This is a genomic window from Aestuariimicrobium sp. G57 (genome assembly GCF_050110855.1).
Taxonomy (GTDB): Bacteria; Actinomycetota; Actinomycetes; order Propionibacteriales; family Propionibacteriaceae; genus Aestuariimicrobium.
On record NZ_JBNINW010000003.1, the window covers coordinates 436370 to 460658 of the forward strand.

A 24289-nucleotide genomic window follows, 5' to 3' on the forward strand; every position below is an offset into this window, starting at 1 on the left:
GGCGACGATGCCCACCCTGCGAAGATGCAGGTTCTCACGGAGGAAATCCAAGTGAAGCGTAGAACTGTCCTGGCGATCCCTGCCGGTGCCGCTGCCGTGGCCGGCCTGTCGGCCTGTGGCTCGGACTCCGGGTCCTCGTCCACCGAGGTCAAGGTGACCCTGTCCAACCACCCCTGGACCGAGGCCATCAAGAAGGTCATCCCTGACTTCGAGAAAGAGACCGGGCTCAAGGTCACCATCACCCAGCTCGGCGAGGACCAGCTGTCCGACCAGTACAACGTGAAGCTCAATTCGGGCACGTCTGACATCGATGTGCTCATGTACCGTCCGCTGCAGGAGGGCAAGCTGTTCGCCCGCAACGGCTGGCTCGCCGACCTGTCCGAGAATGTGAAGTCGGGCGACTTCGACCACGCCGACTACCAGCCCGGTCCCGTCGAGGCGACCAGCTATGAGGGCAAGGTCGTCGGCGTGCCGCTGACCACCGAGCGCGAGTGCCTGTACTACCGCAAGGACGTGCTGGCCAAGATCGGCGCCTCAGCCCCGCCGAACACGATGGACGAGCTGTACGACATGGCCAAGAAGGCCAAGGAGCAGGCCGGCATGGCCGGCTTCGTGGCCCGCACCGGCAAGTCGGCGGCCGTCACCCAGTTCTCGAGCTACCTGTACAGCTACGGCGGTGACTTCCACAGCGAGGACGGCAAGACCGCCACCGTGAACACCCCCGAGGCCAAGGCCGCCTACGAGATGTATTCCAAGCTGATCCGCGAGACCGGCCCGGCCAACGTGTCGACCGACATGTCGTGGCCCGAGGCGATGGCGATCTTCACCCAGGGCAATGCCGCCTTCTACACTGAGGCCGACGTGCTCTACCCCAACGCCACTGACGCGTCCAAGTCGAAGGTTGCCGACAACGTCGGCTTCGCGCCCTTCCCGCAGGGTCCCGCCGGCCGCAAGCCCTTCAACATCCCGTCGTGGGGCCTGGCCGTCAACGCCAAGTCCGAGAACAAGGACAACGCCTGGAAGTTCATCGCCTGGGCCTGCTCGAAGGCCAAGACCCTCGAGCTGCAGAAGGGCGGCATCATGAGCGCCCGCCAGTCTGCCTGGAGCGACGCCGCCGGCACTGCGGGCTTCCCGAAGGACCTGGCTGCGGCGATCAACGAGAACGCGAAGGCCGGTGTCGGCCATGACCGTCCGCTGGTGATCCAGGTCGCCAAGGCCCGCGAGATCGTCGGGCAGCCCATCGTTGACGGCATCACCGGCAAGGACCTCGCCGGTGCCATCGACAAGGCGCAGGCCGATTTCCAGAAGTTCCTTGAGGACGAGGCGAAGTAAGTCCGCCCTGACCTGACAGCGGGAACCGCCCACGCCCTCGCGGCGATGGCGCGGTTCCCGCTGGCGAGCGCGTGCCCGCACGCCCCGCATGCCCCGGCATGCCCCTGCACTCCCCGACCACTCCTGCTGAGGAGACTCCATGACCGAGCTCGCGACCCGCGAACGCTCCTATTCCGCACGGGCGACGCCCGGCTGGGCCAAGTGGGCCAACAAGCACCGCAAGTGGCTGTTCGCCGCGCCGGCGATGGCGTTCACGGTGATCATGATCATCTTCCCGCTGGCGTGGACGGCCTACCTGAGCTTCACCAATGCCCAGGGTTCGGTGCAGGCCGACCGCAAGTTCATCGGCCTCGAGAACTTCACCGACATGTTCGCCGACACCGACCGCTTCTGGCCCGCCGTGGGCCGCACCGTACTGTTCACGGTCGTGGTGCTGGTGGTCGAGGTCGTGCTGGGCATGTGCATCGCGCTGCTGCTGCGCCGCCCGTTCCGCGGCGAGCGCTGGGTGCGCGTGGCGATCCTGCTGCCGCTGGTGGCCACCCCCGTGGCTGTCGGCATGATGTGGCGCCTGATCTTCGACCCCAACATCGGCGTGGCCAATACCATGCTCGGCTGGGTCGGCATCCCGCCCCAGCCCTGGCTCGCCGGCGAATCCACCGCGCTGTGGACGACGATGTTCATCGACATCTGGCAGTGGACGCCCATGGTGGCGCTGATCCTGTTGGCAGGCCTCAGCTCGCTCTCGGACGAGCCCGACGAGGCGGCCCAGATCGACGGCGCATCGACCTGGCAGCGGTTCTGGCAGATCACCCTGCCGCTGATGCGCTCGACGGTCATCGTGGCGATCCTGCTGCGGGGCATCGACGCGCTCAAGACGTTTGACATCCTCTACTCGACCAAGGGCCGCGGCGGTGGTTCCTTCCACGAGGTCGAGACCCTCAACGTCTATGCCTATGGCCTGAGCTTCGACTACAACGAGTACGGCCTGGCCTCGGCGGTGTTGATCTTCTTCTTCCTGCTCATCGTGATCCTGATGTTCGCGCTGACCCGCGGCAACAAGAAGGCGGCCTGACATGACCACCACCGGCTACAAGGTCTTCCGCGTCCTCGCGCTGATCGCCATCGTCTTCTTTCTGCTCGCGCCGCTGATCTGGATGGTGATCGCGTCGTTCAAGACCACCGTCCAGATCTTCGACACCGAGAACCTGTTCGCGTTCTCGCCCACGCTCGAGAACTACCGCACGGTCTTCCAGCAGGCCAACTACGGCGAGTTCGTGTGGAACAGCTTCGTCGTCGCGTTCCTGTCGACCGCACTGTCGCTCGTGATCGGTGTGCCCGCGGCCTATGCCATGAGCCGCTTCACCATGAACAAGTCGTCGGTCGTGGTGCTGATGGCCCGCATCATCCCCGGCGTCTCGCTGCTGGTGCCCTGGTACTACGTGTTCAGCCTGCTGGGCCTGGTCGGCGGCTATTCGGTGCTGATCCTGTCGCACATGTTCGTCTCGCTGCCACTGATCGTCTACATCATGATGGGCTTCTTCGACGGCCTGCCGACCGAGATCGAAGAGTCGGGCGAGGTCGACGGCCTCACCCCCATCGGCGCGTTCTGGCACCTGACCCTGCCGCTCGCCAGCCCCGGCATGGCGACCGCCGCGATCCTGGCGTTCATCTTCAGCTGGAACAACTTCATGTTCGCGCTGGTGCTGAGCGACTCGAACACCAAGACGCTGCCCGTGGCCATCTTCGACTTCATCGGCTACGCCAGCATCGACTGGGGCGGCCTGATGGCGGCCACCACGGTCGTCACGTTGCCGATCATGATCGGTTCGCTGTTCGTGCAGAAATACATCGTCAGCGGCCTGACCGCCGGCGCGACGAAGGGCTGAGTCCGTGACAGACACCATTTCGCGCGTGGAAACCTTCCTCGTGTCGCCGCGCTGGCTGTTCGTCCGCATCGAGACGACCGACGGCATCGTCGGCTGGGGCGAGGCGACCTGTGAGGGCCGTTCCGAGACGGTGCGCACCGCCGTGCACCAACTCGCCGAGATCGTGCTGGGCCAGGACCCGGGACGCATCGAACACCTGTGGCAGCTGATGACCAACGGCTCGTTCTACCGCGGTGGGCCGATCCTGGCCAGTGCCGTCTCGGGCATCGACCAGGCGCTGTGGGACATCCTGGGCAAGCGGCTCGGCACCCCGGTGCACCAGCTGCTCGGCGGTGCGGTCCGTGACCGCATCCGCGTCTATGGCTGGATCGGTGGCGACGAGCCCTCGGGCATCGCCGACGCCGCTGCGGCCGCGAAGGCGTCCGGGCTGACCGCGGTGAAGATGAACGCGACGCCGGCGTTCGGCAAGCTCGCCACCCGGGCCGAGGTCAGCGCCGCGGTCGCGCGGGCCGAGGCCGCGCGCTCGGTGATGGGCGACGACGGCGACGTGGCGGTCGACTTCCACGGCCGGGTGTCGCTGCCGGCAGCACGCCAGCTGATCCATGCGCTCGAGGATGTCTCGCCGATGTTCATCGAAGAGCCGGTCGTCCCCGAGAACAGCCACCTGTACGCCGACCTGGTCGCGCACACCCACCTGCCCATCGCGACCGGTGAACGGCTGTACTCGCGACAGGAGTTCCTGCCCGTGCTGGCGGCCGGCGTCGCCGTCGTGCAGCCCGACCTCTCGCACGCTGGTGGCATCACCGAGACCCGCAAGATCGCGTCGCTGGCCGAAGCCCACGGCGCGTTGCTGGCCCCGCACTGCCCGCTCGGCCCGATCGCGCTGGCCGCGTGCCTGCAGGTCGGGTTCGCGACCAGCAACCACGTCATCCAGGAACAGAGCCTCGGCATCCACTACAACCGCGATGCCGACCTGCTCGACCTTGTCGTCGACCAGTCAGTGTTGGCGAGCAGCGACGGCTGGATCACCGCGTGGGACGCCCCCGGCCTGGGCATCGAGCTGGACGAGCAGGCCATCCGGGCAGCCGACAAGACCCCCCACAACTGGCGCGGGCCCATCTGGACCCACCCCGACGGTTCCTTCGCGGAATGGTGACTGCAATGAGCAATGAAGAACAGTTCCTGACGACACTGCACGAGACCGGGCTGGTGGCGATCATTCGCTGCAAGGACGCCGGCGTGGCCGCCCCCATCGGGCGCACACTGATCGCCGCGGGCGTGCGTCTGCTCGAGGTGACGCTGACCACCCCGGACGCCGTCGAGGCCATCGACGAGCTGGCTGTCGAGGCGCCCGACGACGTGTGGGTGGGCGCCGGCACGGCCATCACCGCCGACGATGTGGCAGTGGCCGTTGGCGCCGGGGCCCGGTTCGTGGTGACCCCGGGGGTGTGCCCCGCCATTGCTGCGGCCCACGCCCAGGATGTGCCGAGCGTCGGTGGCGCGTGGACCGCGTCCGAGGTGATCGCCGCGCACGCGGCGGGTGCGACGGTCGTGAAGATCTTCCCGGCCAGCGACGGTGGCCCGGCGCACCTGAAGGCGCTGCGCGACCCCCTGCCGAACGTGCCGCTGGTGGCCGTGGGCGGCGTCGGCCTGGCCGAGATCGAGCCGTTCAGGGCTGTCGGTGCGGTCGGGTTCGGCATCGGCGGGCCGCTGGTGGGTGACGCCGCGAAGGGCGGGTCGCTGGACGAGCTCGCGGCGCGTGCGCGGAAGTTCGTGGAGGCGTGCCGTGCTTGAGGTCTGGACGTTCGGCGAGGCCATGGTCAGCCTGCGGGCGGCGGCCCCGGTGGCTGCCTCACCGGCCTGGACGACACATGTGGCCGGCGCCGAGTCGAACGTCGCGATCGGGTTGGCCCGGTTGGGCCATCAGGTGGCGTGGTCGAGCCGGGTGGGCGATGACCAGTTCGGACGACTCGTGCTGGCGCAGGTGCGCGGGCAGGGGGTCGAGACCTCAGGTGTGGTCGTCGATGCCGGGCACCCCACCGGGTTCATGCTGCTGGCCGCGCAGGCGTTCGGCGCGGCGGTTGACTACCACCGCGCAGGTTCTGCGGCGGCGCAGCTGGACGAGTCGGTGGTGGCCCTGCTCGAAGCGGCGGCACCCCGGGTGGTGGTGCTCTCGGGCATCACGGCGGCGCTGGGCGACGGGCCACGGCGGGCGGTGCTGGCGGTGGCCGAACGGGCCCGGGAGCTCGGGGCCACGATGGTCTTTGACGTGAACCACCGGTCGCGGTTGTGGTCGGCGGACGCTGCGGGGCAGTTCCTGGGCGACGTGCTGGGGTTCGTGGATGTGGTGATCGGCTCGCCGGACGAAGTCGGGCTGGCGGGTGGGGTGGACGCTGCGCTGGGCCGGGGCGTCGGCGAGGTGGTGCTGAAGCTCGGCGCCGAGGGCGCACGGCTGCACACGGTGGCTGGCGCTGTGACCGCCGGTACCGAGGCGCTGGCCGTGGTCGACCCGGTGGGCGCGGGTGATGCGTTCACGGCGGGGTACGTGTCGGGCCTGCTGGACGGTCTGGAACCGGTGGAACGGCTGCGGCGCGGCAACCTGATGGGCGGTGCGGCGGTGTCACACCGCGGCGACTGGGAGGGCCTGCCGACGCGTGCTGAACTGCTGGCACGTGAAGCCTCGTCCGGGGTTGACGTCGCCCGCTGAACCGGCCGGATTGCCCCTGAACGCAACAGTTGCCCTGGTTCCGGAACCAGGGCAACTGTTGCGTTCAGGGGCAATGAGGACAAGCTCTCAGGCGATGACGTCGTACTGGTAGAAGTCGTAGCCGATCATGCGCGCCTGACCCCACCTGCCGCCGCCCAGGTTCTTGTAGACGTACAGCGGGGCCTTGTCCTCTTTGGCCGCGTCATTGCCGCCCGTGGGGTTGCCGTACTTGTCGGGGTTCGTGAGCTTCTTCACGCCGACAAGGTCATACAGGCCGTCACCGTCCATGTCGCCGGGGAAGAAGACGTGCGAGAAGTTCGTCCAGCCGCGACCACACTGGCCGGTGTTCGAGATGTGGCCACCGCCGCGCGCCTGGAAGCACCACAGCCCGCCCTGCTTGTCAACCGCCATCAGGTCGTGCAAGGCATCGCCCATCATCTGCCCGGGCGACATGATGAAGTCGAAGTTGCCCCAGCCTCGTCCGATCTGGCCGGCATACGACAGCGAACCGTTGGCGGCCATGCGGTAGGCGTACAGGTTGCCGCTGACCACCTGCCGGGCGATGACGAACTGCGTCGAGTCGCCGTTGAGCGCCCCGGCGAAGGTGATCTGGTCCATGCCGCCCCAGTTGTTGCCGACCTGCGGGCCCTTCGAGAAATGCCCATTGCCAAGGTTGTAGTACAGGTGGAACTGGCCGTCCATGCGCACCAGGAAGTCGGCCTTGCGGTCACCGTTGAAGTCGACCGTCGGCACCATCGCCGAGGCCCACATCAGCATCTTGTGGTCGTCGGTCACCTTGACCAGGTCCATGAACCAGTAGGTGCCGTTCGACGGGAAGTAGTCGGTGGCGCCGCGCCGGGGATTGGACTGGCTCCAGCGCGTGGGCGAGACGACGGCGATCACGTCGGCGCGGCCGTCACCAGTCAGGTCACCGAGGACGCCGGAATAGTCGGCGTGCGCCCGGGTGGCACTGCCGACGAGGGGGACGAGGGCTGTGGCAGCGGCGACGGCGCCGAGGACGAGGGTGCGCAGCAGCTTCTTCATGGGGGATGCCTTTCGAAGAGGGGTCGGCAGGTCCCACTCTATGGTCCTCACTCATCGCCCGGACGGATCACCCCGTTCTCGTAGGCGAAGACCACCACCTGCACCCGGTCGCGCAGGCCGAGCTTGCGCAGCACCTCGGCGACATGCGACTTCACCGTTTCGGTGCTGACGATCAGCTCGCCGGCGATCTCGGCGTTCGGCAACCCACGGGCCAGCAGGTCGAACACCACCCGCTCGCGCGGGGTCAGCGTCGCCAAGGTCGCCGCGGCGCGTCCGTCCGCCGTCGATTCCCTTGTCAGCGCGACATCGCGGACGAGGCGCCTGGTCACACTCGGGCCCAACAACATCGAGCCGTCGGCCACCAGCCGCACGGCGTCGACCAGCCTGCTGGCGGTGACATCCTTGAGCAGGAACCCACTGGCGCCCGCCCGCAGCGCGTCATAGACGTATTCATCAAGGTCGAAGGTGGTCAGGATCAACACCCGCGTGCCCACCCCGGACGCCAGCAGTTCACGGGTGGCCGAGATGCCGTCCAGTTCGGGCATGCGCACGTCGACAACCGCCACGTCGGGCTGGTGGCGCAGTGCGAGGCTGACCAGTTCGCGGCCATTGGCGGCGGTGCCGACCACCCGCATGTCGGGCTGCGCGCCCAACAGTGCGGCGAACCCTGCGCTGATCATCGGGTGGTCGTCGGCGATCGCGACACTGATCGGACGCCTGGCCTGGTCGTCGGGCGTGCGCAGCGGGGTCATCGGCAGGCTGTCCGGACGCATCACAGGTTCACCTCGACCCGGAACTCGTTGTCGCGGGTGACCTCGAGCCGGCCGCCCAGCGCCTCGACCCGCTCGCGCATGCCGATGATGCCGGTGCCGGCTCCCTGTGTGGCGCGACCGGGACTCGCGGGCAGCGTGTTGGTGACCACGAGTTGTGGTGCCTCATCGGACAGGATCACCAGCACCGGCTCGTCCGGCGCGTGGCGGCGGGCATTGGTGAGCGCCTCTTGCAACACGCGGTAGATGACATGCCCGCGGCTCGAGGCATAGACAAGTTCGGTGTACGGGCCGCGCTGGTCGGCCAACGAGATGGTCATGCCGGCAGCCAGGTTGCGCTCGACGAGCGGGACGAGATCACCGCCGCCCGGCAGGGGTGCGGTCTCAGCCGTGAGCGCTCCGGCGTCCCCACCCTCGAGGTCGGAGCGGCGCAGCAGGCCGAGCACGCCGCGCAGCTCGTCGAGGGCCTGGCGCGCATCGGTGGCGATGTCAGCCAGCAGTGCGCGTCCGGGGGCGTCAAGGGTCGGGTGGGTGTACGGCGCGGTCTCGGCACGCACCGCGATGAGCGACACATGGTGGGCGACGACATCGTGCAGGTCGCGGGCGAGCCGGGCACGTTCACTGACCTGCGCCTCTCGCGTGGTCAACACGGTGGACCGCTGCTTCAGCGCCACCGAGCGAGAGATGTGCCAGCAGATGAACAGGCTCGCGGCCAGCACCATGGCGTGCACTACGTAACTCGGCCACAGCTTGAGGAACAAGTCGTACCAGGCACTTGCGCGGCGCAGCCCCCGGCCGTCCTTGACCGTGACGACATAGCGCATGAACATGGCTCCCCAGTTGAGATAGAGCGCGAGGTGCAGGGCGACCACGCTGCCCCAGCCCAGCCAGGCCACCCACCGGTGTCGATGATGGGCGACGGCCGCCACCATGATCAGCACCACTGTCGCCATCTCGGGCCAGGCATGGGAGCCGGCCAGCCCCGGGTTGTGGCTGGAGGGAGCGGTCAGCACCGCTGACGACCCGACCACGACCAGCAGGGTGCCGGCCAGCGCCACCCGTGGCATGACGATGGCGAGCAGGGGCATCAGGAACAACACGTTCACCCAGGAATCCATCCGCGGGTTGTCCGCGACGCCCCACATCGACCCCATCCCCCGCCAGTAGGCGTAGGCGACACCAGTGAGGGCCAGCACGGGAACCACCCATGAGCGCTGGTGGTCATCGAGCAACCGACGACCGGGCTGGTGCTTGGTCGCGGGCACCAGCAGCCGCCACCACCACGGCCAGGCGGCCAGCAGCAGCACGGCCGGGACGAGCCTGACGTCGCCGAAGATCACCGGTGTGGCGGCGATGCCCACCACCAGGGATGAGAGGGCCATCGTGGCGCCGATGAGCACCAGCGCCAGACCGGGCAGCCACCAGGACATTGCCACCGCGATGGCCAACAGCATGGTCACGACCTGGGCGGGCATGGAGTGGGCCATGGCCTCAACCATGAGCGGGTCGACGTTGGTGAGCTGGTTGAGCTGGGGGCCGGCGGCCACCACCCCTGCGGCCACTCCCAAGGCGGCCAGTCGGACCGCCCACGGGGTGTCGCGGCGGCGGTCGACCGGGGATGCGTCGAGGAAGGGTTGGAGCCGCTCAGTGAGCCGGCTGCCGGCGTGGCGGGCGAACCGGCCTGCGCGGGGAAGCAACGCGAGGGTCGAGGTCATGCCCCCACTCTGGCCGTTGGGCGACCCGTGCCACCACCCCCGCGCGGGGGAAGTTCCGATCCCCCGGGCGGGGAAGGCTCAGCCGCGCCCCAGTGCCAGCTGTCCGCGCCGCACCCGCCCCAGGTGCACCGCACCCGAGGTCTCGGCGGTGAACACCCGCGCCCTGGAAGCACGGGCCAGTGCATCGTCCCGTTCGTCGATCGCCCGCGCCAGCAACCCGCGCAGGCGTTCATTCTCGGCATCCATTTCGAGGATGCGCTGGATGCCGTTGAGGTTGATGCCCTCTTCTTGCGACAGGTGCTGGATCAGCCGCAGTCGTGCCACGTCGCGTGGTGAGTAGCGGCGGCCGCGTCCCTTGGCCCGGCGGGGTTGGACGAGCCCCAGCCGGTCATAGGTGCGCAGTGTCTGGGGGTGCATGCCGGCGAGGTTGGCCGCCACCGAAATGGTGAAGATGGCGGCCTCGGGGTCGATCACCTGGATCTGTGCGTTTGCCATGGTCAGCCCCCGAACAGCCCGGCGCGGGGGTTGCTCTCACCCACTGCCTTCGCGTAGTCGTCCAACGCCTTCCTGGCCTCGTCACTCAGGTGGTCGGGAACCTCGACCTCGACGGTCACGAGCAGGTCGCCCTTGGTGCCGTCGGCCTTGGTCGAGCCCTTGCCCCGCACGCGCAGGGTGCGTCCATTGGGGGTGCCGGCAGCCAACTTCAGCTTGACCGGCGCACCGTTCAGGGTGGGCACCTCGATGGTCGCGCCCAGCGACGCCTCGGCAAAGGTCACGGGCACATTGATGGTGAGGTTGTCACCACTGCGTCCGAAGATCTTGTGCGGACGCACGTGCACGACCACATACAGGTCGCCTGCGGCACCACCGTTTTCGCCGGGGCCGCCCTTGCCCTTGATGCGGATGCGCTGCTTGTCGCTGACACCCGCCGGGATGCGCACCTGCATGGTCCTGGACGAACGCCCACGACCGGAGCCGTTGCACACCTCGCAGGGGTCGTCCACGATCATGCCGCGGCCACGGCAGTCCTTGCAGGGTTCGGTGACCGAGAACACTCCCCCGGCCTGGGACGCCTGCATGCCCGAGCCCTGGCAGGTCGGGCAGACCCGCGGCATGGTGCCGGCCTTCGCACCGGTACCCCGGCAGGCCTCACAGGCTTGTTCCGAGATCATCTGCACGCCGACCGTGGCACCGCTGATGGCATCGGTGAAGTCGATCGTGACCTCGCCCTCGACATCGCTGCCGCGTCGCGGGCTGCGTGTGTTGCGCCGCGGTGCGGGACCGGTGCCGAACAGGTTGCCGAAGATGTCGCCCAGGTTCGAATCCCCCGTGGCGGTGGCGTGACGGAACAGGTCGTTGACGTTCGTCGAGCCACCGCCGGTGGCGCCACCCGCACCCGGGAAGCGGAAGCCACCCCCACCGAACAGGCTGCGCTGCTGGTCGTATTCCTTGCGCTTGGCAGGGTCGCTCAGGATCGTGTTGGCCTCGGAGATCTCCTTGAAGCGCTTCTCGGCCGACTTGTCACCCTGGTTCTGGTCGGGGTGGTTCTCGCGGGCGAGTTTGCGGAAGGCCTTCTTGATGTCTTCCGGCCTCGCGTCCTTCGAGACGCCGAGCACCTTGTAGTAGTCCTTCTCAAGCCAGTCCTTGGTGCTCATGGTCGTCTCCTCCTCGGGTGCGTGGTGATCAGTGTTGCGTGGATGGTGGTCAGGCCGGGTTCGCGACGCCGACACGGGCCGGACGCAGCACGCGATCACCCAGCATGTAGCCGGGCTGCATCACCTGCGAGACGGTCGGTTCGTCGACTTCGGTGCCGTCGGGCAGCGGCAGTTGCATGAGCGCCTCGTGCAGGTTGGGGTCGAAGGCCTCGCCGACCTCGCCGAACCCGACCAGGCCGTGCTTGACGGCCACCCTGTTGAGTTCATCGGCAACCAGCCGGAAACCCTCGCCGAGGTCTTCGTGCTGGCGGGCCAGGGCGATGCTGTCGAGCACCGGCAACAGGTCCTGGACGACCGATTCAACGCCGGCCTGGCGGCTCTGCAGGCGGTCGCGGTCGACGCGCTTCTTGTAGTTCACGTATTCCGCACCCAGTCGCTGCAGGTCAGCGGTGCGCTCCGCGAGCAGGGTCTCGAGTTCGGCGACGCGGTCACTGTCGGTCACCGGGGTGGGCTCCTCGACGATCTCGCCGGTCGCGATGTCGTCCTCGGGTGTCGCTTCGGGAGTGACCTGGGCCTGCTCGTCAAAGTTGTTCTCGGTCATTCTGTTTCTCTCTTCGCTGTCTGGTCGTCAACGTCAGGATGTGGCCCGGGGGGCCGGCCTCCGTGCTGGACGCCGGCCCCCGCGGGTGGTGGGTCCGGGGTGCCTGGTGGGCCAGGCGGCGAACTCAGTCCTTCTTGTCCTCGTCAACGATCTCGGCGTCGACCACATCATCGTCGGACGAGCCCTGGTCACCAGTCTGCTCGCCGGCTGGGGCATCGGCAGCGTCCTCCGCCTGGGCGGACTGCTGCTGGGCGGCCTGTGCGGCGTAGACGGCCTGGCCCATGGCCGAGGCCTTGGTGTTCAGGTCGTCCATGGCGGTCTTGACCTCGTCGTCGTTGTCGGTGCCCTTCAGGGCCTCCTTCAGCGTGGTGAGCGCCTCTTCGACAGGGGTCTTGACGTCAGCGGGGATCGAGTCGGCGTTGTCGGCGAGCAGCTTCTCGGTGCGGAACGCCAGGGCGTCAGCATCGTTGCGCATCTCGACGGCCTCGCGGCGCTTGCGGTCCTCTTCGGCGTGCGACTCGGCCTCCTTGACCATGCGCTCGATGTCGTCCTTGTTCAGGGCCGAGCCACCGGTCACGGTCATCGACTGCTCCTTGCCCGTGGCCATGTCCTTCGCCGAGACGTGGACGATGCCGTTCGCGTCGATGTCGAAGGTGACCTCGATCTGGGGCAGGCCACGCGGGGCCGGCATCAGACCGGTGAGCTCGAAGTTGCCGAGCGACTTGTTGTCGCGGGCGAAGTCACGCTCGCCCTGGTAGACCTGGATCATCACCGACGGCTGGTTGTCCTCAGCGGTGGTGAACACCTCGGAACGCTTGGTCGGGATGGTGGTGTTGCGCTCGATGATCTTGGTCATCACGCCACCCTTGGTCTCAATGCCAAGGCTCAGCGGGGTGACGTCGAGCAGCAGCACGTCCTTGACCTCACCCTTGAGCACACCGGCCTGCAGCGAGGCACCGAGTGCCACGACCTCGTCCGGGTTGACGCCCTTGTGGGGCTCCTTGCCGGCGAGTTCCTTGACCAGGTCGGTCACGGCGGGCATGCGGGTCGAACCACCGACCATGATCACCTGGTCGACCTTGTCGACACCGATCTTGGCGTCCGAGAGCACCGCGTTGAACGGCGCGCGGCAGCGGTCGAGCAGGTCCTGGGTCATGCGCTGGAAGTCGGCGCGGGTCAGGTCTTCGTTCAGGTGCAGCGGGCCCTCTGCCGATGCGGTGATGTAGGGGATGTTGATCGTGGTCTTCTGGGCGCTGGACAGCTCGATCTTGGCGGCCTCAGCAGCATCGCGCAGACGCTGGCTGGCCATCTTGTCCTTCGACAGGTCGACACCGTTCTTGTTCTTGAACTGCGTCACCAGCCACTCGACGACCTTGGCGTCCCAGTCGTCACCACCGAGGCGGTTGTCGCCCTTGGTGGCCTTCACCTCGAAGACACCGTCGCTGATCTCGAGCAGCGACACGTCGAAGGTGCCACCACCGAGGTCGAACACGAGGATGGTCTGTTCGGTCTCTTTGTCGAGGCCGTAGGCCAGCGCGGCGGCGGTGGGCTCGTTGATGATGCGGTCGACGGTCAGACCGGCGATCTCCCCGGCCTCCTTGGTGGCCTGGCGCTCGGCGTCCGAGAAGTAGGCGGGAACGGTGATCACGGCGTTGGTGACCGACTCGCCCAGGTAGGCCTCGGCGTCGCGCTTCAGCTTCTGCAGCACGAAGGCGCTGATCTGCTGGGGCTTGTAGTTCTTGTCGTCGATGTTGATGCTCCAGTCGGTGCCCATGTGGCGCTTGACGGAGCGGACGGTGCGATCGACGTTGGTCACGGCCTGGCGCTTGGCGACCTCGCCGACCAGCACCTCGCCACCCTTGGCGAAGGCAACGACCGACGGGGTCGTGCGGGCGCCCTCGGCGTTGGGGATGACGGTGGGTTCGCCGCCCTCGAGGACTGCGACGACGGAGTTGGTGGTGCCGAGGTCGATACCGACTGCACGTGCCATGGTTTTCCTCCAGTGGGATGGTGTGTTCGTGTGACGTTGTTCTCGCGACCCGCGGGGGACGCGGTGCTTGAGCTTGACGGACTCAACGTTAGTGCTTGAGCCCCGCAGACTCAAGGTTCAAGTTGAGTGTACCCGACTCAACCATGGTTTTCTCAGGGTTATTCCTGATCAGGCCAGTTGGTCTTCGGCCGCCAGATCACTGGGGTCGAGGTGATTGACCCCGACGAGCCCTGAGCAGCACCCGCACCGACGCCGCCAACCCCACAGCCACCAGCAGCATGCCGCTGACCGCGCTCGAAGCGCTGTCCGGCCACGGCAGCATCGCGGGTGTCGCGAACATGCCCCGCACGAAGGGTTCGGCGATGGCGCCCAGGGGCACCACCAGCGCCGCCAAGGTGCCGAGCGGGCCGGGACGACGCATCGCCGCGCCCACCAGGCCAAGTGGCGCACCGAACAGCGCCGCCGCGAGCAGCCAGATCTCATTGCCCTGGATCACTGAGGTCGGGGCGTGCATGAGCTGGCCGAGCAGGTAGTGGCTCAGCAGCGCCACCTCGCCGGCTGCGACGCCTGCCACGGCGGCCTGTACCGGGCGGCGGACGAGCCAACCCGCCAACACCGAAACACCGGCCCAGACGACGCCGGCGTTGGCCAGCTTGCTGATGGCGAACCGGGCGGCGAGCAGCACGGGTTCGTCGCCGGAGAGCTGGGCTGTGGTGGTGAGGTTCGTCAGCAGGGCCAGGCAGCCCAGCCAGACGGCCCAGGACATGGCCCGCACCCAGCGGTTGGCGGCATCGGATGTGACAAGCGGGTGTGGCGTCGCCCGGCGTGTCGCTGCCTGCCCGTCCCCCACCCGTGCCTCGTCCATGATCACGAGCGTACGAGCCGGTTCGGGCTGACACATCGGCCCAGGGTCCTCGGCGGGTACGACCAGCGCACACGTTGCGCGGGTCGGCGCTCGGGGACGCCGAGCCGATCCTCACCTGGCGAAGAGCTCGCCCCGGCGCGGTGCGAGGGCGACGCCCTCCTCGGCCAGCATCCTGGTGGTCGACAGCTCGTCCACCACACGCCCGACCCGGACGCCCTCATCGATCGGGATGACCGAGTGCAGGACCGTGCTGTCGTAGACGCTGACCAGGTTGAGGGCCTGGGCGGCGTCCCGTCCGGCGGTACCGCGCCCCGGCATGAACAGGTCCTGGGTGTAACAGGTCGAGGCGGCCACCGAGACCGGGATACCGGCGAACGTCGCGAAGGTGGAGTAGTGCACGTGACCCCCCAGGATCGCCCGGACGTCGCTGCCCTCCAGGATGGGGCGCAGTAGTCGCTGGTCGCGCAGTTCGACGGTGATGGCGAGGTCCTGCACGCACGGCACCGGGGGGTGGTGCATGGCCAGGATGGTTCCCTGAGGGGCAGGCTCGGACAGCACCTCGGCGAGCCAGCCGCGCTGCCTCTCGGTGACCTCGCCCCAGTGGTGGCCGGGGACGGTGCTGTCGAGCACCACGATGCGCAGCCCCCCGACCCATTCCACCCGGTCGACCTCGCCGTCAGCGCTCGCCTCGCCCATCAGGCCTGCCCGAAAGGCACCGCGGTCGTCGTGGTTGCCCATCACCCAGATGACCTTGGCGCCCATCGCCTCGGCGGCAGGATCGACCACCTCGCGCACCATCGCATAGGCGTCGGGCTCGCCACGATCGGCGATGTCGCCGCTGAACACCAGTGCCTCGGGACGAAGTCCCGTCTGCGCCAGCCGTGACATGAGGGTCTGCAGTCGCTCACGGGCGTGCAGCGTGGCGGGGTTCACCTGCTCGGCGGCGAAGTGGGTGTCGGAGACGTGGACCAGCAGGTGGTCGGGGTGGGGGTATTCAGACAGGCGCAAGTCAGTTCTCCAGCGGGTGATGGGGTCCCGAGGTTCGGCCCGGCACAAGGGTGCCGGCCACCTCTTCGTGGACGACGGAATCGATGTCGCCGGACAGCAGTCCGACCAGGTTGGTGATGGCGCGGTGGGCCAGGTGCTCGACGGCCACCCGAAAGGTGGTCAGGCCGATCAGGTCCAGACCGGGCATGATGCCATCGCAACCGGTCACGCTGACATCGTCCGGGGCCGACAGTCCCCGGCCCTGCAGTGCCCGCAGCACGTCCAGGGCACGGGCATCGGATGGGCACATGATCGCCGAGACGGTCCCCCGGGCGGCAAGGTCGACGGCCGCCTCGACCTGGTCACCGACGCGGCGGACGGGCAGGGTGACAACCTCGGCGCCGCCGGCACCGAGCGCCTCAGTGATGGCGGTGGCGCGCACCCATTCGGGGTAGGACTCGTCAGCCTCGGTGTGCAGCACCGCGACCCGCCGGTGGCCCTGGCCGGTGACGAGCGACCCCAGTCGGTGCCCGGCGTCCACCTCGTCGTAGGAGACCGCGTGAACGCGCGTCGTCGGTTCGGGACGCCCTGCGCGGATGATCGGCAGCCGGGAGCGGAACGGATCGAGCTGGTCGCTGGTCACGCCACCAGTCGCCACGATCAGCGCCGAGACCTGCATACCGATCAGGTGGTCGAGCGCGGCCACCTGTTTGTGGCCGCGATGGTCCTCGGCGATGGTCATCGAAATGATGTCGAGACCCGCCTCATGGGCCTCGCGCTGCAACCGTGTGAACAGCAGGCCGTAGGCCGGGTTGGCGGCGTCGCGCAGCAGCAGACCGACGGTGCTCGAGCCGCCGGACGCCAGCCCCGAGGCGATCCGGTTCGGTACGTAACCGAGCTCGTCGGCAACCTCGCGCACCCGGCGGATGGTCTCTCGGGACACCTTGCTCTGGCCCAGGAAGACCCGCGAGACCGAGGTGCGCGAGACGCCGGCCGCGAGGGCTACGTCGTCCATCGTGGGTTGGCGGGGTTCCCTGCTGTCCGCGGCCACTCATTTCTCCCTTCGGCGGGTGTCACGGTAGGCGGTGAACAACCAGGGGAAGTCCGTCTGGACGTAGTCGAAGCCCGTGTCGATCAACATACCCCAGCCCTTGTCGGGGTGGTCGAGCACCGAGACCTCGTCGTCGTGGCCCAACCACATTGGGCTGCCGACGACCTCGGCGTTGACCATCGCCAGCGCCCCGGCCGCGTGCACCCGGCCGATCAGGTCGGCGTCGTGGATGTCGTCGCAGCCCCGCGAGACCAGCTCGATGATGCGCACCGGCAGCGGCGCGGCCAGCGCCCGGGCGACGTCGTCGATCGAGGCGCAGATGGCAGCGACGGTGAAGCGCGGGACCATCGCCTGCAGCGCGGCCAGGTGCTGCGTCGAGGCGGGGGTCTTGATGACGACCTGGTCGTCCATGTCGAGACCCTGCAGCACCGGCAGCACGTGCGCCCACCAGGGCCAGGCCCGGTCGACGTGCACCTCGGCGCCACTGCCCCGCAGGGCCCGCAGTACCGTGGCGAGGGACTGCACGTGGACGGGCCGCCCGGCCAACTGTCCGCGCATGTAGGGCACCTGCCCCACCTGGGCCGCGGTGAGGGTGGTGATGTTCTCGACGATGCCGAGTTGTTCGCGCTCCAGACCGTCGTGGAAGGCCAGCACCGCCCCGTCGGTGGTCACCGACACGTCGACCTCGATGGCGTCGGCCCCCGAGCGCAGCGCCACCAGCGCAGAGGCGGCGGTGTTCTCGGGAACCAGCCCACCGGGTGTCCCCCGGTGGGCGACGCAGCGCACTGTCGGGGCGTCCGTCGCTGACAGGGTCATCGGGCGGGCCCTTCGCTGGACCGGGCGCCGGTGCGGCCGTGGACCAGCCACATGATGGAGCCCGTGATCAGCATGAGCAGCACGGTGTAGACGAAGACATTGGAGGTTGCTTCAGGGCCGACCGTGCCCGTCGTGTTGGACTGGATGACCAGGCCGAGGGGCTGGTACAGCGGATGGGCCAGGAACACGGCGGTGTCGTAGTCGTCCAGCAGGCTGTTGAAGTTCAGCGCGGTGACTGCGGCGGCCGCGGGCAGCACGGCCGGCAGCAGGATCCTGCGCAGGATGGTGAGCTTGCCGGCCCCCATCAGCGAGGCGGCCTCTTCGAGCGAACCGTTGATCGAGGCGAACGCTGCCTTGAGCATGCGCAGGGTGAAGGGAATCTTCACGATGACGTAGGCCAGCAGCAGGATGATCGGGGTGCCGGTGAGCACCAATCCCCCCATGAGTGGGTTGGCGTGGTCATAGCTCATGATCAGCCCCAGCGCGATCATGGTGGCCGGCAGGATCCACGGGATGTGCAGCAGGTATTCCAGCGCCACCGTCAGCCAGTTGCGGTAGCGGCCGGCAATCCAACTGACCAGGATCATGCCGGCCGTCACCACCAGCGCGGCAAGTCCGGAATAGACGATGCTGACCAGGAACGGGCGCAGGGCATCACTCTGGGTGAGCACCCGCTGGTAGTTCTGCAGGCTCATGGCGCCGAAGTCGAGCCGGCCGGTGCCGGCCGCCTCGGGGGGCATGAACGAGAGCAGCACAATCAGCACTACCGGCAACACGTAGAGCACCCACAGCAGCCACGCCACCACGTGCACCACGGCGTTGGCCACCGGGTTGGCGATGCGCTGCTTGACGAGCCGGCTCGACACCTTGGCCACGGAGAAGTAGGTGCCCTTGCGCTCGACGCGCATCAGCACCGCCAGCAGGACGATGGTGGCCAGGCCCAGCACAATCGCCAGCAGCGCCGCGATGTCGCGCGAGGTGGTCGAGCTTGAGAAGGTGAGGATCATCGGGGCAATGGTCTGGAACTCGCGTCCACCCAGCACCTGGGGAGCCGACAGAGCACCCAGACCGGTCAGGAACGACAGGATCGTGGTGGCGAACAGCACCGGGCGCATCATCGGCAGCACGATCCGGCGCAGTACCGTCCACGTGCTGGCACCCATCATCCGAGCCGCCTCGAGCATCTGCCCGTCCAGCCCCGAGACCGCGGCGCTGACGAACAGCAGGTGGTTGGTGGTGGTGGCCAGGGTCATCGTGAACAGCACGGCGGGGAGCCCGGTGAACCAGTCGGCGCCCAGGCCTGGAATGACCTCGGCGACGAAGCGTCCGATGACGCCATCGCTGCCGTAGATCAGCTTGTACGCGGCGGCCAGCACGATGCCGCCGTAGATGAAGGTGGTGGCATAGCCCAGCCACAGCACCCGGGCACCGCGGATGGCGAAGAAGCGGGTGACCAGGACGATGAACACGCCCACGATGTTGGTGCTGATCGACAGCAGTACCGCCAGCAGGAAGCTGTTGCCGAGCGCCTTCATGGCGCGCGGCGAGCTCGACAACCGTTCGACAGCCGACCAGCTGAAGTGCCCGTCCTGGACGAAGGTTGCGACCAGCATGTTGAGGTTCGGCCAGACCAGCAGCGCCACCACGAACCAGCTGGCGATGACCATGACGACCAGCACCAGCGGTGAACGCAGCATCGCGACCACGCTGCGCGGGTCTCGATTGCGACGGGGGGCAGGTACCAGCGGGGGCAGGGTGCTCATCGGTCCTCCTGCGCGGGCGGGTACTGCAGCACGTCTGCGGGGCGGATCCACACCCGCACCTGGTCGCCCTGATCGCGTCGCATGCCGCGATCGAAGCTCATCACCCGCAAGTACGTGTCGTGGGCCTGCACGGTGTAGGTGGTGTGGGTGCCGTGGTAGGACGCCAGTTCGACCTGCGCAACAACGGGCACGGCATCCGACAGCTCGACCATGCTCGCCCTCTCTTCGCGCAGGAACGCGGGTCCGGCCAGCTGGGCGCCTGGGAAAAGCACCTGCAGCAGGTCGGCGCCCAGCGGGGAGGACTCCCCCACAAAGGTGCAGACGAACTCGCTGGTGGGCTGGTCATAGACCTCTTGAGGGGTGCCGACCTGTTCGACCCGGCCGCGGTTGAACACGGCAATCCGGTCAGACATGGCCAGCGCCTCGTCCTGGTCGTGGGTGACGTAGACGGTGGTGATGCCGACCTCGGCCTGCAGCTTCTTGAGCTGGCCGCGCATCTGCTGGCGCAGCTTGGCGTCCAGGTTCGACAGCGGCTCGTCGAGCAGCAGAATCTTGGGTTGCAGCACCAGCGCGCGGGCGATCGCAACCCGTTGCTGTTGCCCACCGGAGAGTTCGTCGAGGTTCTTGACGAGTTGGGCCTGGCTCAGTTCGACCAGGTCGGCGGCCTCGCGCACCCGCTGGGCGCGTTCGTGCCTGCCGTCGCGGCGCACCCGCAGCCCGAACTCGATGTTGTCGGCGACGTTCATCGAGGGGAACAGCGCGTAGTTCTGGAAGACCATGCCGATCTGCCGCTTGTCGGGCGCCAGGGTGGTGACGTCGCGTCCCTCGATGCTGATGCGTCCGGCGCTCGGGGTGGTGAGCCCTGCCAGGCTGCGCAGCGCGGTCGTCTTGCCGCAACCCGATGGCCCGAGCAGCGTGAAGAACTCGCCCTTGCGGATGGTCAGGTCGAGTTGGGGGATGGCAGTGAAGGTCCCGTAGGTGACTTCGACGCCGTCAAAGGTGATCATGGCTGCAACTCCTTGCGGGATGCGGCGGGGTGGTCGCGTGGGCGAGCACCCCGCCGCCGGTGTGTCAGCGGGAACTGGTGCCCCGGCTCACTTCATGTACTCGAGCTCGATCTTCTCGATCCACTTCGACATGTTCTCGGTCGCGAACTTCCAGTCGATCTGCTGCGGGGTCAGGCCGTTGTGGAACTCGACGATGGCCGGGTCAGTGGCCTTGACAGCCTCGCTGTTGGCCGGCATGGAGTTGAACTCCTTGGTCCAGGCGCCCTGCACCTCGGCCGAGCCGAACCAGTCGATGAACTTCTTGGCCTGGTCCTCGTTCTTGCTGCCCTTGACCAGCGAGACCTGCTCGACGGCGAACGGGACGCCGACGGCCGGCCTCACCACACCGGCCTGGATGCCGTAGGTCTTTTGGAACTTGGGCAGGCCCGAGGACCACATCTGACCCATGTCGACGGTGCCCTTCTGCATGCGGGCGAACAGGTCGACGCCCTTCTCAGCGGGGTTGCCGTTGTCGAAGTAGCCCTTGATCTGCTTCCAGCCCTCGTCCGAGACACCCAGCTCGCCGTTGGGGTCCTTGTAGCGGGTCAGGATTCCGGCGAACACGAGCTGCGTGGTGGCTCCGCCCAGACCGGTCTCGGTCTGGTAGCGGCCCTTGAACTTCGGGTTGTTCCACAGGTCGAGCCAGTCCTGCGGGGCGTCGGCGGGGGTCTTGTACGCGCCGGAGTTGTAGGTCAGCAGGATGCCCTGTTTCACCACCGGCCAGTAGGTCTTGCCCTCGTCGTCGTCGCCGAGCTTCGGGTCGACATGGCCCGACCATGACGGCGTGTAGTCGGTGAGCACCTTGGCAGCCTCGAGCTGCTCGAAGTACATGTTGTTCAGCCCGAACACCACATCGGCAACGGGGTTGTTCTTCTCGGCGATCAGCTTGTTGGTGGTGTCGCCGCCGCCCTGGCCAACGACCTGGATGTCGAAGCCCGCCTTCTTGGCCTGTGCGGTCAGCCACTCGGCGCGGCCGTCGGCGTTCGAGTTGGTGTAGACGACGAGCTTGCCGCCGACAGCGGCTGCAGGGGTGGACGCGGGGTCGGCAGCCTTGCCCGACCCCGACGAGCAGGCGGCCAGAGACAAGGACAACAGGGCAGCAACAACGGCGGAGGCCGTGCGCATCTTCGTCATGGGGGGTCCTCTTGTTGGTGTGACGGTGAATGAAGTGCCTAGTCAACGATGGGGGGAGCGCTCCCCCCAGGCATCATCGTGACCGACGCCCGTGAACATGACAAGACCTCGGGGCAACACCAAGGTGAACTCTCAGTGCAGGGCATGCCGATGGCCCGCCCGGGCGTGGCCCAGGCGGGTGTCGGAGCGGGTATCAGATGATCGAGCTGGTGAAGACGCCTCAGACGACCGCTGGTCAGGCGATCTGGGGTACTGCAGCGGTGCCGTGTTTCGGCAGGATCCGGCCGGTCGGGTCAGTGATCATCCAGGACTGGCTCGGGGTGACCAGGTAGCCGAACCCCAACGGCGAGGTCCACAAGAACACCCCCGACGCGGGCTGGGTCAACCGCCACCCGCCATGGGTTTTCGCCCGATTCACCCGCCGCGACAACGGCCCCAAATTGTCGGTCCTGGTCAACGGCTGCCCCACCACACCCTCACCGGCACCGACCGGGGAACCCTGCTGGTCGACCTACGCCCGCCTCGACGACTCCCACGGCCTCGTATGGTCCAGGTCCAACCCGAAACTCACCCGCTTCGCGAACGGGAACACCTCGTGCGGGCTCCGCAAGCCCACCACCCGCCGCATGCTCGCGGGCACCTCGTAGGAATCCACTGGTGCCACCCCGTCCGGGTCCAACACCGGACGCACGGTCACCCGCGCATGCCCCACCAGGTCCTTCACCCACCCCGCCAACAACGGACCCGCCGCCAACCGCCCCGGCCCCGACGTGGTGCACCGCGCCAGCCCCTCACCCGACGCGAGGGTCTGGTCGGTGAGGTGGACGACCAGCTCGACCTTGGGCAACAACCGGTCCGGGTCCACCGCCACCTGCCCACACACATGCCCCCGCTGCCCCCGCGCCGGGCACCCGGGGTCAAGACCCTCCGGCAACTCCTCGGTCAGGGAGGCCTGCAACAACTGCAACGCCCGCGCCGGCGAGGCCAACACCCCCAACGCCACCGCCCGCCGCACCTCCAGACTCTCGGCACTCCCACCCTCGCGCAGGATCCCCGCAATCCGCGACAACTGCGCATTCAGGAACACCGCATCACCCGCATCCAGGAACCCCACCACATCGGTGATGCCGTCCTCCGACTGGCCGAACTCGACCCGACGCCGGCGACGACCCGCTGCATGGGCGCCCGCAGCCCCTTCTCCAACCGCGACCACGGCATCGGCCCCACCAACGCCGACAACTCCTCATCCACCCGGGCACACACCGCCCGCGACAGCTGGTGGGTGATCGCCGCTGCCTGTCGGCCCTGCCACACCCGCAACCGACCCGCCATCACCAACTCATACGTCCGCGGCAACCGGTAACGCAGATCAAGCGCAGACGCCATCGTCGCCCGCACATAATCCGTGGTCAACCCCAGCACCGGCGCCACCTCAACCACACAGAACTCAGCCACCAACGGCACCCCCTCACCACCCAACGCCTCCAGACGCTCCCCAGCCAGCACCGACCCCGACCCACCACCGGGCACCACGAAATACAACCCCGCCACCTCAGTCATCAACCGGAACGACTCCGCCTCAGCCCGCCACTGCGCCACATGAGCCTCACGCAAACCAACCACCATCGCCCGCTTCACCGACTCAGAAACATCCTCACGCTCCACTGCGTCACCACCCCATCCCGCAACCGTTGATTCGAACCCGCGTTCCAATTCTAGACGTTCGCCGGGCGCAACAAAAGCCCCGCGACAAAGAATTCCGGACCAATTTTCCCGGACTCCCTGACAGCGAGGCTTTGGTTGCTTTCAGTCGATCACCGATCGGCAGTGATCGGCCCAGTGGTGGTCAGCACCTTCTTCGCGGCAAATTGTGCGTCAAGCGCATGCAGCTGCTTGACCGCCTGATTGGCCCGGGCCTTGTTGCCTGAACGCAGCGCGGCATCCAGTTGCTTGATCTGGGCCACCGAAATGCCAGCCCGCTGCGCCTTCACCAGATTCTCGGACGACGCCAGGTCAGGCACCAGCTGACTGGCCTGCTCGGCCGTCAGCTCGCTCGTCCCCACGCTCGTCGACGCAGTCGTCACCGCGTAGGTGGTGCGTACACCCAACTTGCCGCTGACCAACTGGGCATAGGCGACATTGCCGGCGGCATTCGGGTGGTAGCTGTCCGTGAGGTTCCAGGTGAGGCCGTTGATCCAGGCCTGGCTGTCGCACCATGCGTGACCCGTGAACGCGACCCGCGGATCGGAGTACGCAAACCCCTTGTAGCCCGCCTGCGCACCGGTCACGACGTTGAGCCGGTCCGCCAGCGCGTTGGTCCGCGTCATCTCGGCGGAGCTGAAGAAGGTGAGGATATTGCAGTCCGTGCCGTTGAACAGGCGCGGATAGCCCACCACGACCACCTGGGCATTCGGCGCTTTCGTCCGAATCTCGCCGTACAGCACCTTCAACCGCCCGGGCAGGGTGTTGTTGATCAGCGATTCGGTGTAGTCGATCTTTGCATCGCAATTGCTCATCCAGCCCGGCTTGGCGCATTCGGTCAGCGTGTCGGCGAAGCCGATGTCATTGCCACCGACCGAGATGGTGATTTTGTTGGTCGTTGACGAGACGCCCGGCAATTGCTTCGTCCGCACGTCGTTGACGACGGCACCTGAGCATGCGCGGTAGTCGAGCACCCACCCGGTGGACGACGCGATCAACGCCGGGTAACCCTTCTGGGACTGGTAGCAGTCGTTGATCGAACCGCCGGCACCGACGCCGGCGGAATAGGAGTCACCCAGCGCGGCATAGCGCAGGGTGGCGGCATGGGCAGGCGCTGCGAACAGCGTCGTGGACACCAGCAGGATGGCTGTCGCCAGCAGCCCGAGGAGGCGGTGTTGAGGGGACACGAGTGACAGCATGCCCCGCCCACGGACACCTGTCAGGTA

Annotated in this window: 24 protein-coding genes; 6 read left to right on the forward strand and 18 right to left on the reverse strand. The window is 67.7% G+C overall.

The window, feature by feature from the left end:
- Window positions 1–24: 24 nt before the first annotated feature.
- The 6 genes from ACQCX5_RS09125 to ACQCX5_RS09150 all read left to right on the forward strand — a co-directional run bounded on the left by ACQCX5_RS09125 (window position 25) and on the right by ACQCX5_RS09150 (window position 5925).
- The gene (locus ACQCX5_RS09125) at window positions 25–1332 is read left to right on the forward strand and encodes an ABC transporter substrate-binding protein (RefSeq protein WP_434541714.1); all 1308 of its coding nucleotides are present in this window, start codon (window positions 25–27) and stop codon (window positions 1330–1332) included.
- 139 nt (window positions 1333–1471) lie between these two features.
- Window positions 1472–2404, forward strand: a complete 933-nt coding sequence (locus ACQCX5_RS09130) for a carbohydrate ABC transporter permease (RefSeq protein ID WP_434541715.1) — start codon at window positions 1472–1474, stop codon at window positions 2402–2404.
- A gap of 1 nt (window position 2405) precedes the next feature.
- Window positions 2406–3218, forward strand: coding sequence for a carbohydrate ABC transporter permease (locus ACQCX5_RS09135; protein WP_434541716.1), 813 nt, complete (start codon window positions 2406–2408; stop codon window positions 3216–3218).
- A gap of 4 nt (window positions 3219–3222) precedes the next feature.
- A complete protein-coding gene (gene dgoD / locus ACQCX5_RS09140; protein WP_434541717.1) occupies window positions 3223–4374 on the forward strand; it encodes a galactonate dehydratase in 1152 nt (383 codons plus the stop codon).
- Window positions 4375–4379: 5 nt separating this feature from the next.
- Complete coding sequence (locus tag ACQCX5_RS09145; protein ID WP_434541718.1) at window positions 4380–5012, forward strand: bifunctional 4-hydroxy-2-oxoglutarate aldolase/2-dehydro-3-deoxy-phosphogluconate aldolase; 633 nt, start codon at window positions 4380–4382, stop codon at window positions 5010–5012.
- Window positions 5005–5925: a sugar kinase gene (locus ACQCX5_RS09150; protein WP_434541719.1), complete on the forward strand. Its 921-nt coding sequence runs from the start codon at window positions 5005–5007 to the stop codon at window positions 5923–5925. The genes ACQCX5_RS09145 and ACQCX5_RS09150 overlap by 8 nt, the downstream gene beginning before the upstream one ends.
- A gap of 87 nt (window positions 5926–6012) precedes the next feature.
- On the opposite strand, the gene ACQCX5_RS09155 is transcribed toward ACQCX5_RS09150, so the two are convergent.
- The 18 genes from ACQCX5_RS09155 to ACQCX5_RS09240 form a co-directional block, all read right to left on the reverse strand.
- Window positions 6013–6969: an FG-GAP repeat domain-containing protein gene (locus tag ACQCX5_RS09155; protein ID WP_434541720.1), complete on the reverse strand. Its 957-nt coding sequence runs from the start codon at window positions 6967–6969 to the stop codon at window positions 6013–6015.
- Between the two features lie 47 nt (window positions 6970–7016).
- Complete coding sequence (locus tag ACQCX5_RS09160; protein WP_434541721.1) at window positions 7017–7742, reverse strand: response regulator; 726 nt, start codon at window positions 7740–7742, stop codon at window positions 7017–7019.
- Entirely contained in the window at window positions 7742–9454 is a 1713-nt protein-coding gene (locus ACQCX5_RS09165; protein WP_434541722.1) for a sensor histidine kinase, read from the reverse strand. Before ACQCX5_RS09165 ends, ACQCX5_RS09160 begins: the two co-directional genes overlap by 1 nt.
- Window positions 9455–9532: 78 nt before the next feature.
- Entirely contained in the window at window positions 9533–9949 is a 417-nt protein-coding gene (locus tag ACQCX5_RS09170) for a heat shock protein transcriptional repressor HspR (RefSeq protein ID WP_434541723.1), read from the reverse strand.
- A 2-nt stretch (window positions 9950–9951) separates the two neighbouring features.
- A complete protein-coding gene (dnaJ, locus tag ACQCX5_RS09175; protein ID WP_434541724.1) occupies window positions 9952–11109 on the reverse strand; it encodes a molecular chaperone DnaJ in 1158 nt (385 codons plus the stop codon).
- 49 nt (window positions 11110–11158) lie between these two features.
- Window positions 11159–11710, reverse strand: coding sequence for a nucleotide exchange factor GrpE (locus tag ACQCX5_RS09180; RefSeq protein WP_434541725.1), 552 nt, complete (start codon window positions 11708–11710; stop codon window positions 11159–11161).
- A gap of 124 nt (window positions 11711–11834) precedes the next feature.
- Window positions 11835–13700 carry a molecular chaperone DnaK gene (gene dnaK, locus ACQCX5_RS09185; protein WP_434541726.1) on the reverse strand — a complete coding sequence of 622 codons (1866 nt, stop codon included), beginning with the start codon at window positions 13698–13700 and terminating at the stop codon, window positions 11835–11837.
- A 196-nt stretch (window positions 13701–13896) separates the two neighbouring features.
- The gene (locus ACQCX5_RS09190; protein WP_434541727.1) at window positions 13897–14601 is read right to left on the reverse strand and encodes a DUF6518 family protein; all 705 of its coding nucleotides are present in this window, start codon (window positions 14599–14601) and stop codon (window positions 13897–13899) included.
- Window positions 14602–14676: 75 nt separating this feature from the next.
- Entirely contained in the window at window positions 14677–15573 is an 897-nt protein-coding gene (locus ACQCX5_RS09195; protein WP_434541728.1) for a metallophosphoesterase, read from the reverse strand.
- A gap of 1 nt (window position 15574) precedes the next feature.
- On the reverse strand, window positions 15575–16603 hold the full coding sequence (locus ACQCX5_RS09200) for a LacI family DNA-binding transcriptional regulator (protein WP_434541729.1): 1029 nt from the start codon (window positions 16601–16603) through the stop codon (window positions 15575–15577).
- Window positions 16604–17419: a glycerophosphodiester phosphodiesterase family protein gene (locus ACQCX5_RS09205; protein WP_434541730.1), complete on the reverse strand. Its 816-nt coding sequence runs from the start codon at window positions 17417–17419 to the stop codon at window positions 16604–16606.
- Window positions 17416–19182 (reverse strand): ABC transporter permease, encoded by a 1767-nt coding sequence (locus tag ACQCX5_RS09210; RefSeq protein WP_434541731.1) that lies wholly within the window; start codon window positions 19180–19182, stop codon window positions 17416–17418. The genes ACQCX5_RS09205 and ACQCX5_RS09210 overlap by 4 nt, the downstream gene beginning before the upstream one ends.
- The gene (locus tag ACQCX5_RS09215; RefSeq protein ID WP_434541732.1) at window positions 19179–20189 is read right to left on the reverse strand and encodes an ABC transporter ATP-binding protein; all 1011 of its coding nucleotides are present in this window, start codon (window positions 20187–20189) and stop codon (window positions 19179–19181) included. The genes ACQCX5_RS09210 and ACQCX5_RS09215 overlap by 4 nt, the downstream gene beginning before the upstream one ends.
- 87 nt (window positions 20190–20276) lie before the next feature.
- On the reverse strand, window positions 20277–21362 hold the full coding sequence (locus tag ACQCX5_RS09220; RefSeq protein ID WP_434541733.1) for an extracellular solute-binding protein: 1086 nt from the start codon (window positions 21360–21362) through the stop codon (window positions 20277–20279).
- A 235-nt stretch (window positions 21363–21597) separates the two neighbouring features.
- Window positions 21598–21747, reverse strand: coding sequence for a hypothetical protein (locus ACQCX5_RS09225; protein WP_434541616.1), 150 nt, complete (start codon window positions 21745–21747; stop codon window positions 21598–21600).
- Window positions 21748–21873: 126 nt separating this feature from the next.
- A complete protein-coding gene (locus ACQCX5_RS09230; RefSeq protein WP_434541734.1) occupies window positions 21874–22449 on the reverse strand; it encodes a hypothetical protein in 576 nt (191 codons plus the stop codon).
- Entirely contained in the window at window positions 22440–22922 is a 483-nt protein-coding gene (locus ACQCX5_RS09235) for a hypothetical protein (protein WP_434541735.1), read from the reverse strand. Before ACQCX5_RS09235 ends, ACQCX5_RS09230 begins: the two co-directional genes overlap by 10 nt.
- Window positions 22923–23176: 254 nt before the next feature.
- On the reverse strand, window positions 23177–24250 hold the full coding sequence (locus ACQCX5_RS09240) for an SGNH/GDSL hydrolase family protein (protein ID WP_434541736.1): 1074 nt from the start codon (window positions 24248–24250) through the stop codon (window positions 23177–23179).
- Between the last annotated feature and the right edge of the window lie 39 nt (window positions 24251–24289).

Coding starts and splice junctions, on each gene's coding strand:
- ACQCX5_RS09125 (WP_434541714.1), top strand. CDS start 25: ATGCAGGTTCTCACGGAGGAAATCCAAGTGAAGCGTAGAACTGTCCTG.
- ACQCX5_RS09130 (WP_434541715.1), top strand. CDS start 1,472: ATGACCGAGCTCGCGACCCGCGAACGCTCCTATTCCGCACGGGCGACG.
- ACQCX5_RS09135 (WP_434541716.1), top strand. CDS start 2,406: ATGACCACCACCGGCTACAAGGTCTTCCGCGTCCTCGCGCTGATCGCC.
- ACQCX5_RS09145 (WP_434541718.1), top strand. CDS start 4,380: ATGAGCAATGAAGAACAGTTCCTGACGACACTGCACGAGACCGGGCTG.
- ACQCX5_RS09155 (WP_434541720.1), bottom strand. CDS start 6,969: ATGAAGAAGCTGCTGCGCACCCTCGTCCTCGGCGCCGTCGCCGCTGCC.
- ACQCX5_RS09160 (WP_434541721.1), bottom strand. CDS start 7,742: ATGCGTCCGGACAGCCTGCCGATGACCCCGCTGCGCACGCCCGACGAC.
- ACQCX5_RS09165 (WP_434541722.1), bottom strand. CDS start 9,454: ATGACCTCGACCCTCGCGTTGCTTCCCCGCGCAGGCCGGTTCGCCCGC.
- ACQCX5_RS09170 (WP_434541723.1), bottom strand. CDS start 9,949: ATGGCAAACGCACAGATCCAGGTGATCGACCCCGAGGCCGCCATCTTC.
- dnaJ (WP_434541724.1), bottom strand. CDS start 11,109: ATGAGCACCAAGGACTGGCTTGAGAAGGACTACTACAAGGTGCTCGGC.
- ACQCX5_RS09180 (WP_434541725.1), bottom strand. CDS start 11,710: ATGACCGAGAACAACTTTGACGAGCAGGCCCAGGTCACTCCCGAAGCG.
- dnaK (WP_434541726.1), bottom strand. CDS start 13,700: ATGGCACGTGCAGTCGGTATCGACCTCGGCACCACCAACTCCGTCGTC.
- ACQCX5_RS09190 (WP_434541727.1), bottom strand. CDS start 14,601: ATGTGTCAGCCCGAACCGGCTCGTACGCTCGTGATCATGGACGAGGCA.
- ACQCX5_RS09205 (WP_434541730.1), bottom strand. CDS start 17,419: ATGACCCTGTCAGCGACGGACGCCCCGACAGTGCGCTGCGTCGCCCAC.
- ACQCX5_RS09210 (WP_434541731.1), bottom strand. CDS start 19,182: ATGAGCACCCTGCCCCCGCTGGTACCTGCCCCCCGTCGCAATCGAGAC.
- ACQCX5_RS09215 (WP_434541732.1), bottom strand. CDS start 20,189: ATGATCACCTTTGACGGCGTCGAAGTCACCTACGGGACCTTCACTGCC.
- ACQCX5_RS09220 (WP_434541733.1), bottom strand. CDS start 21,362: ATGACGAAGATGCGCACGGCCTCCGCCGTTGTTGCTGCCCTGTTGTCC.
- ACQCX5_RS09235 (WP_434541735.1), bottom strand. CDS start 22,922: ATGACTGAGGTGGCGGGGTTGTATTTCGTGGTGCCCGGTGGTGGGTCG.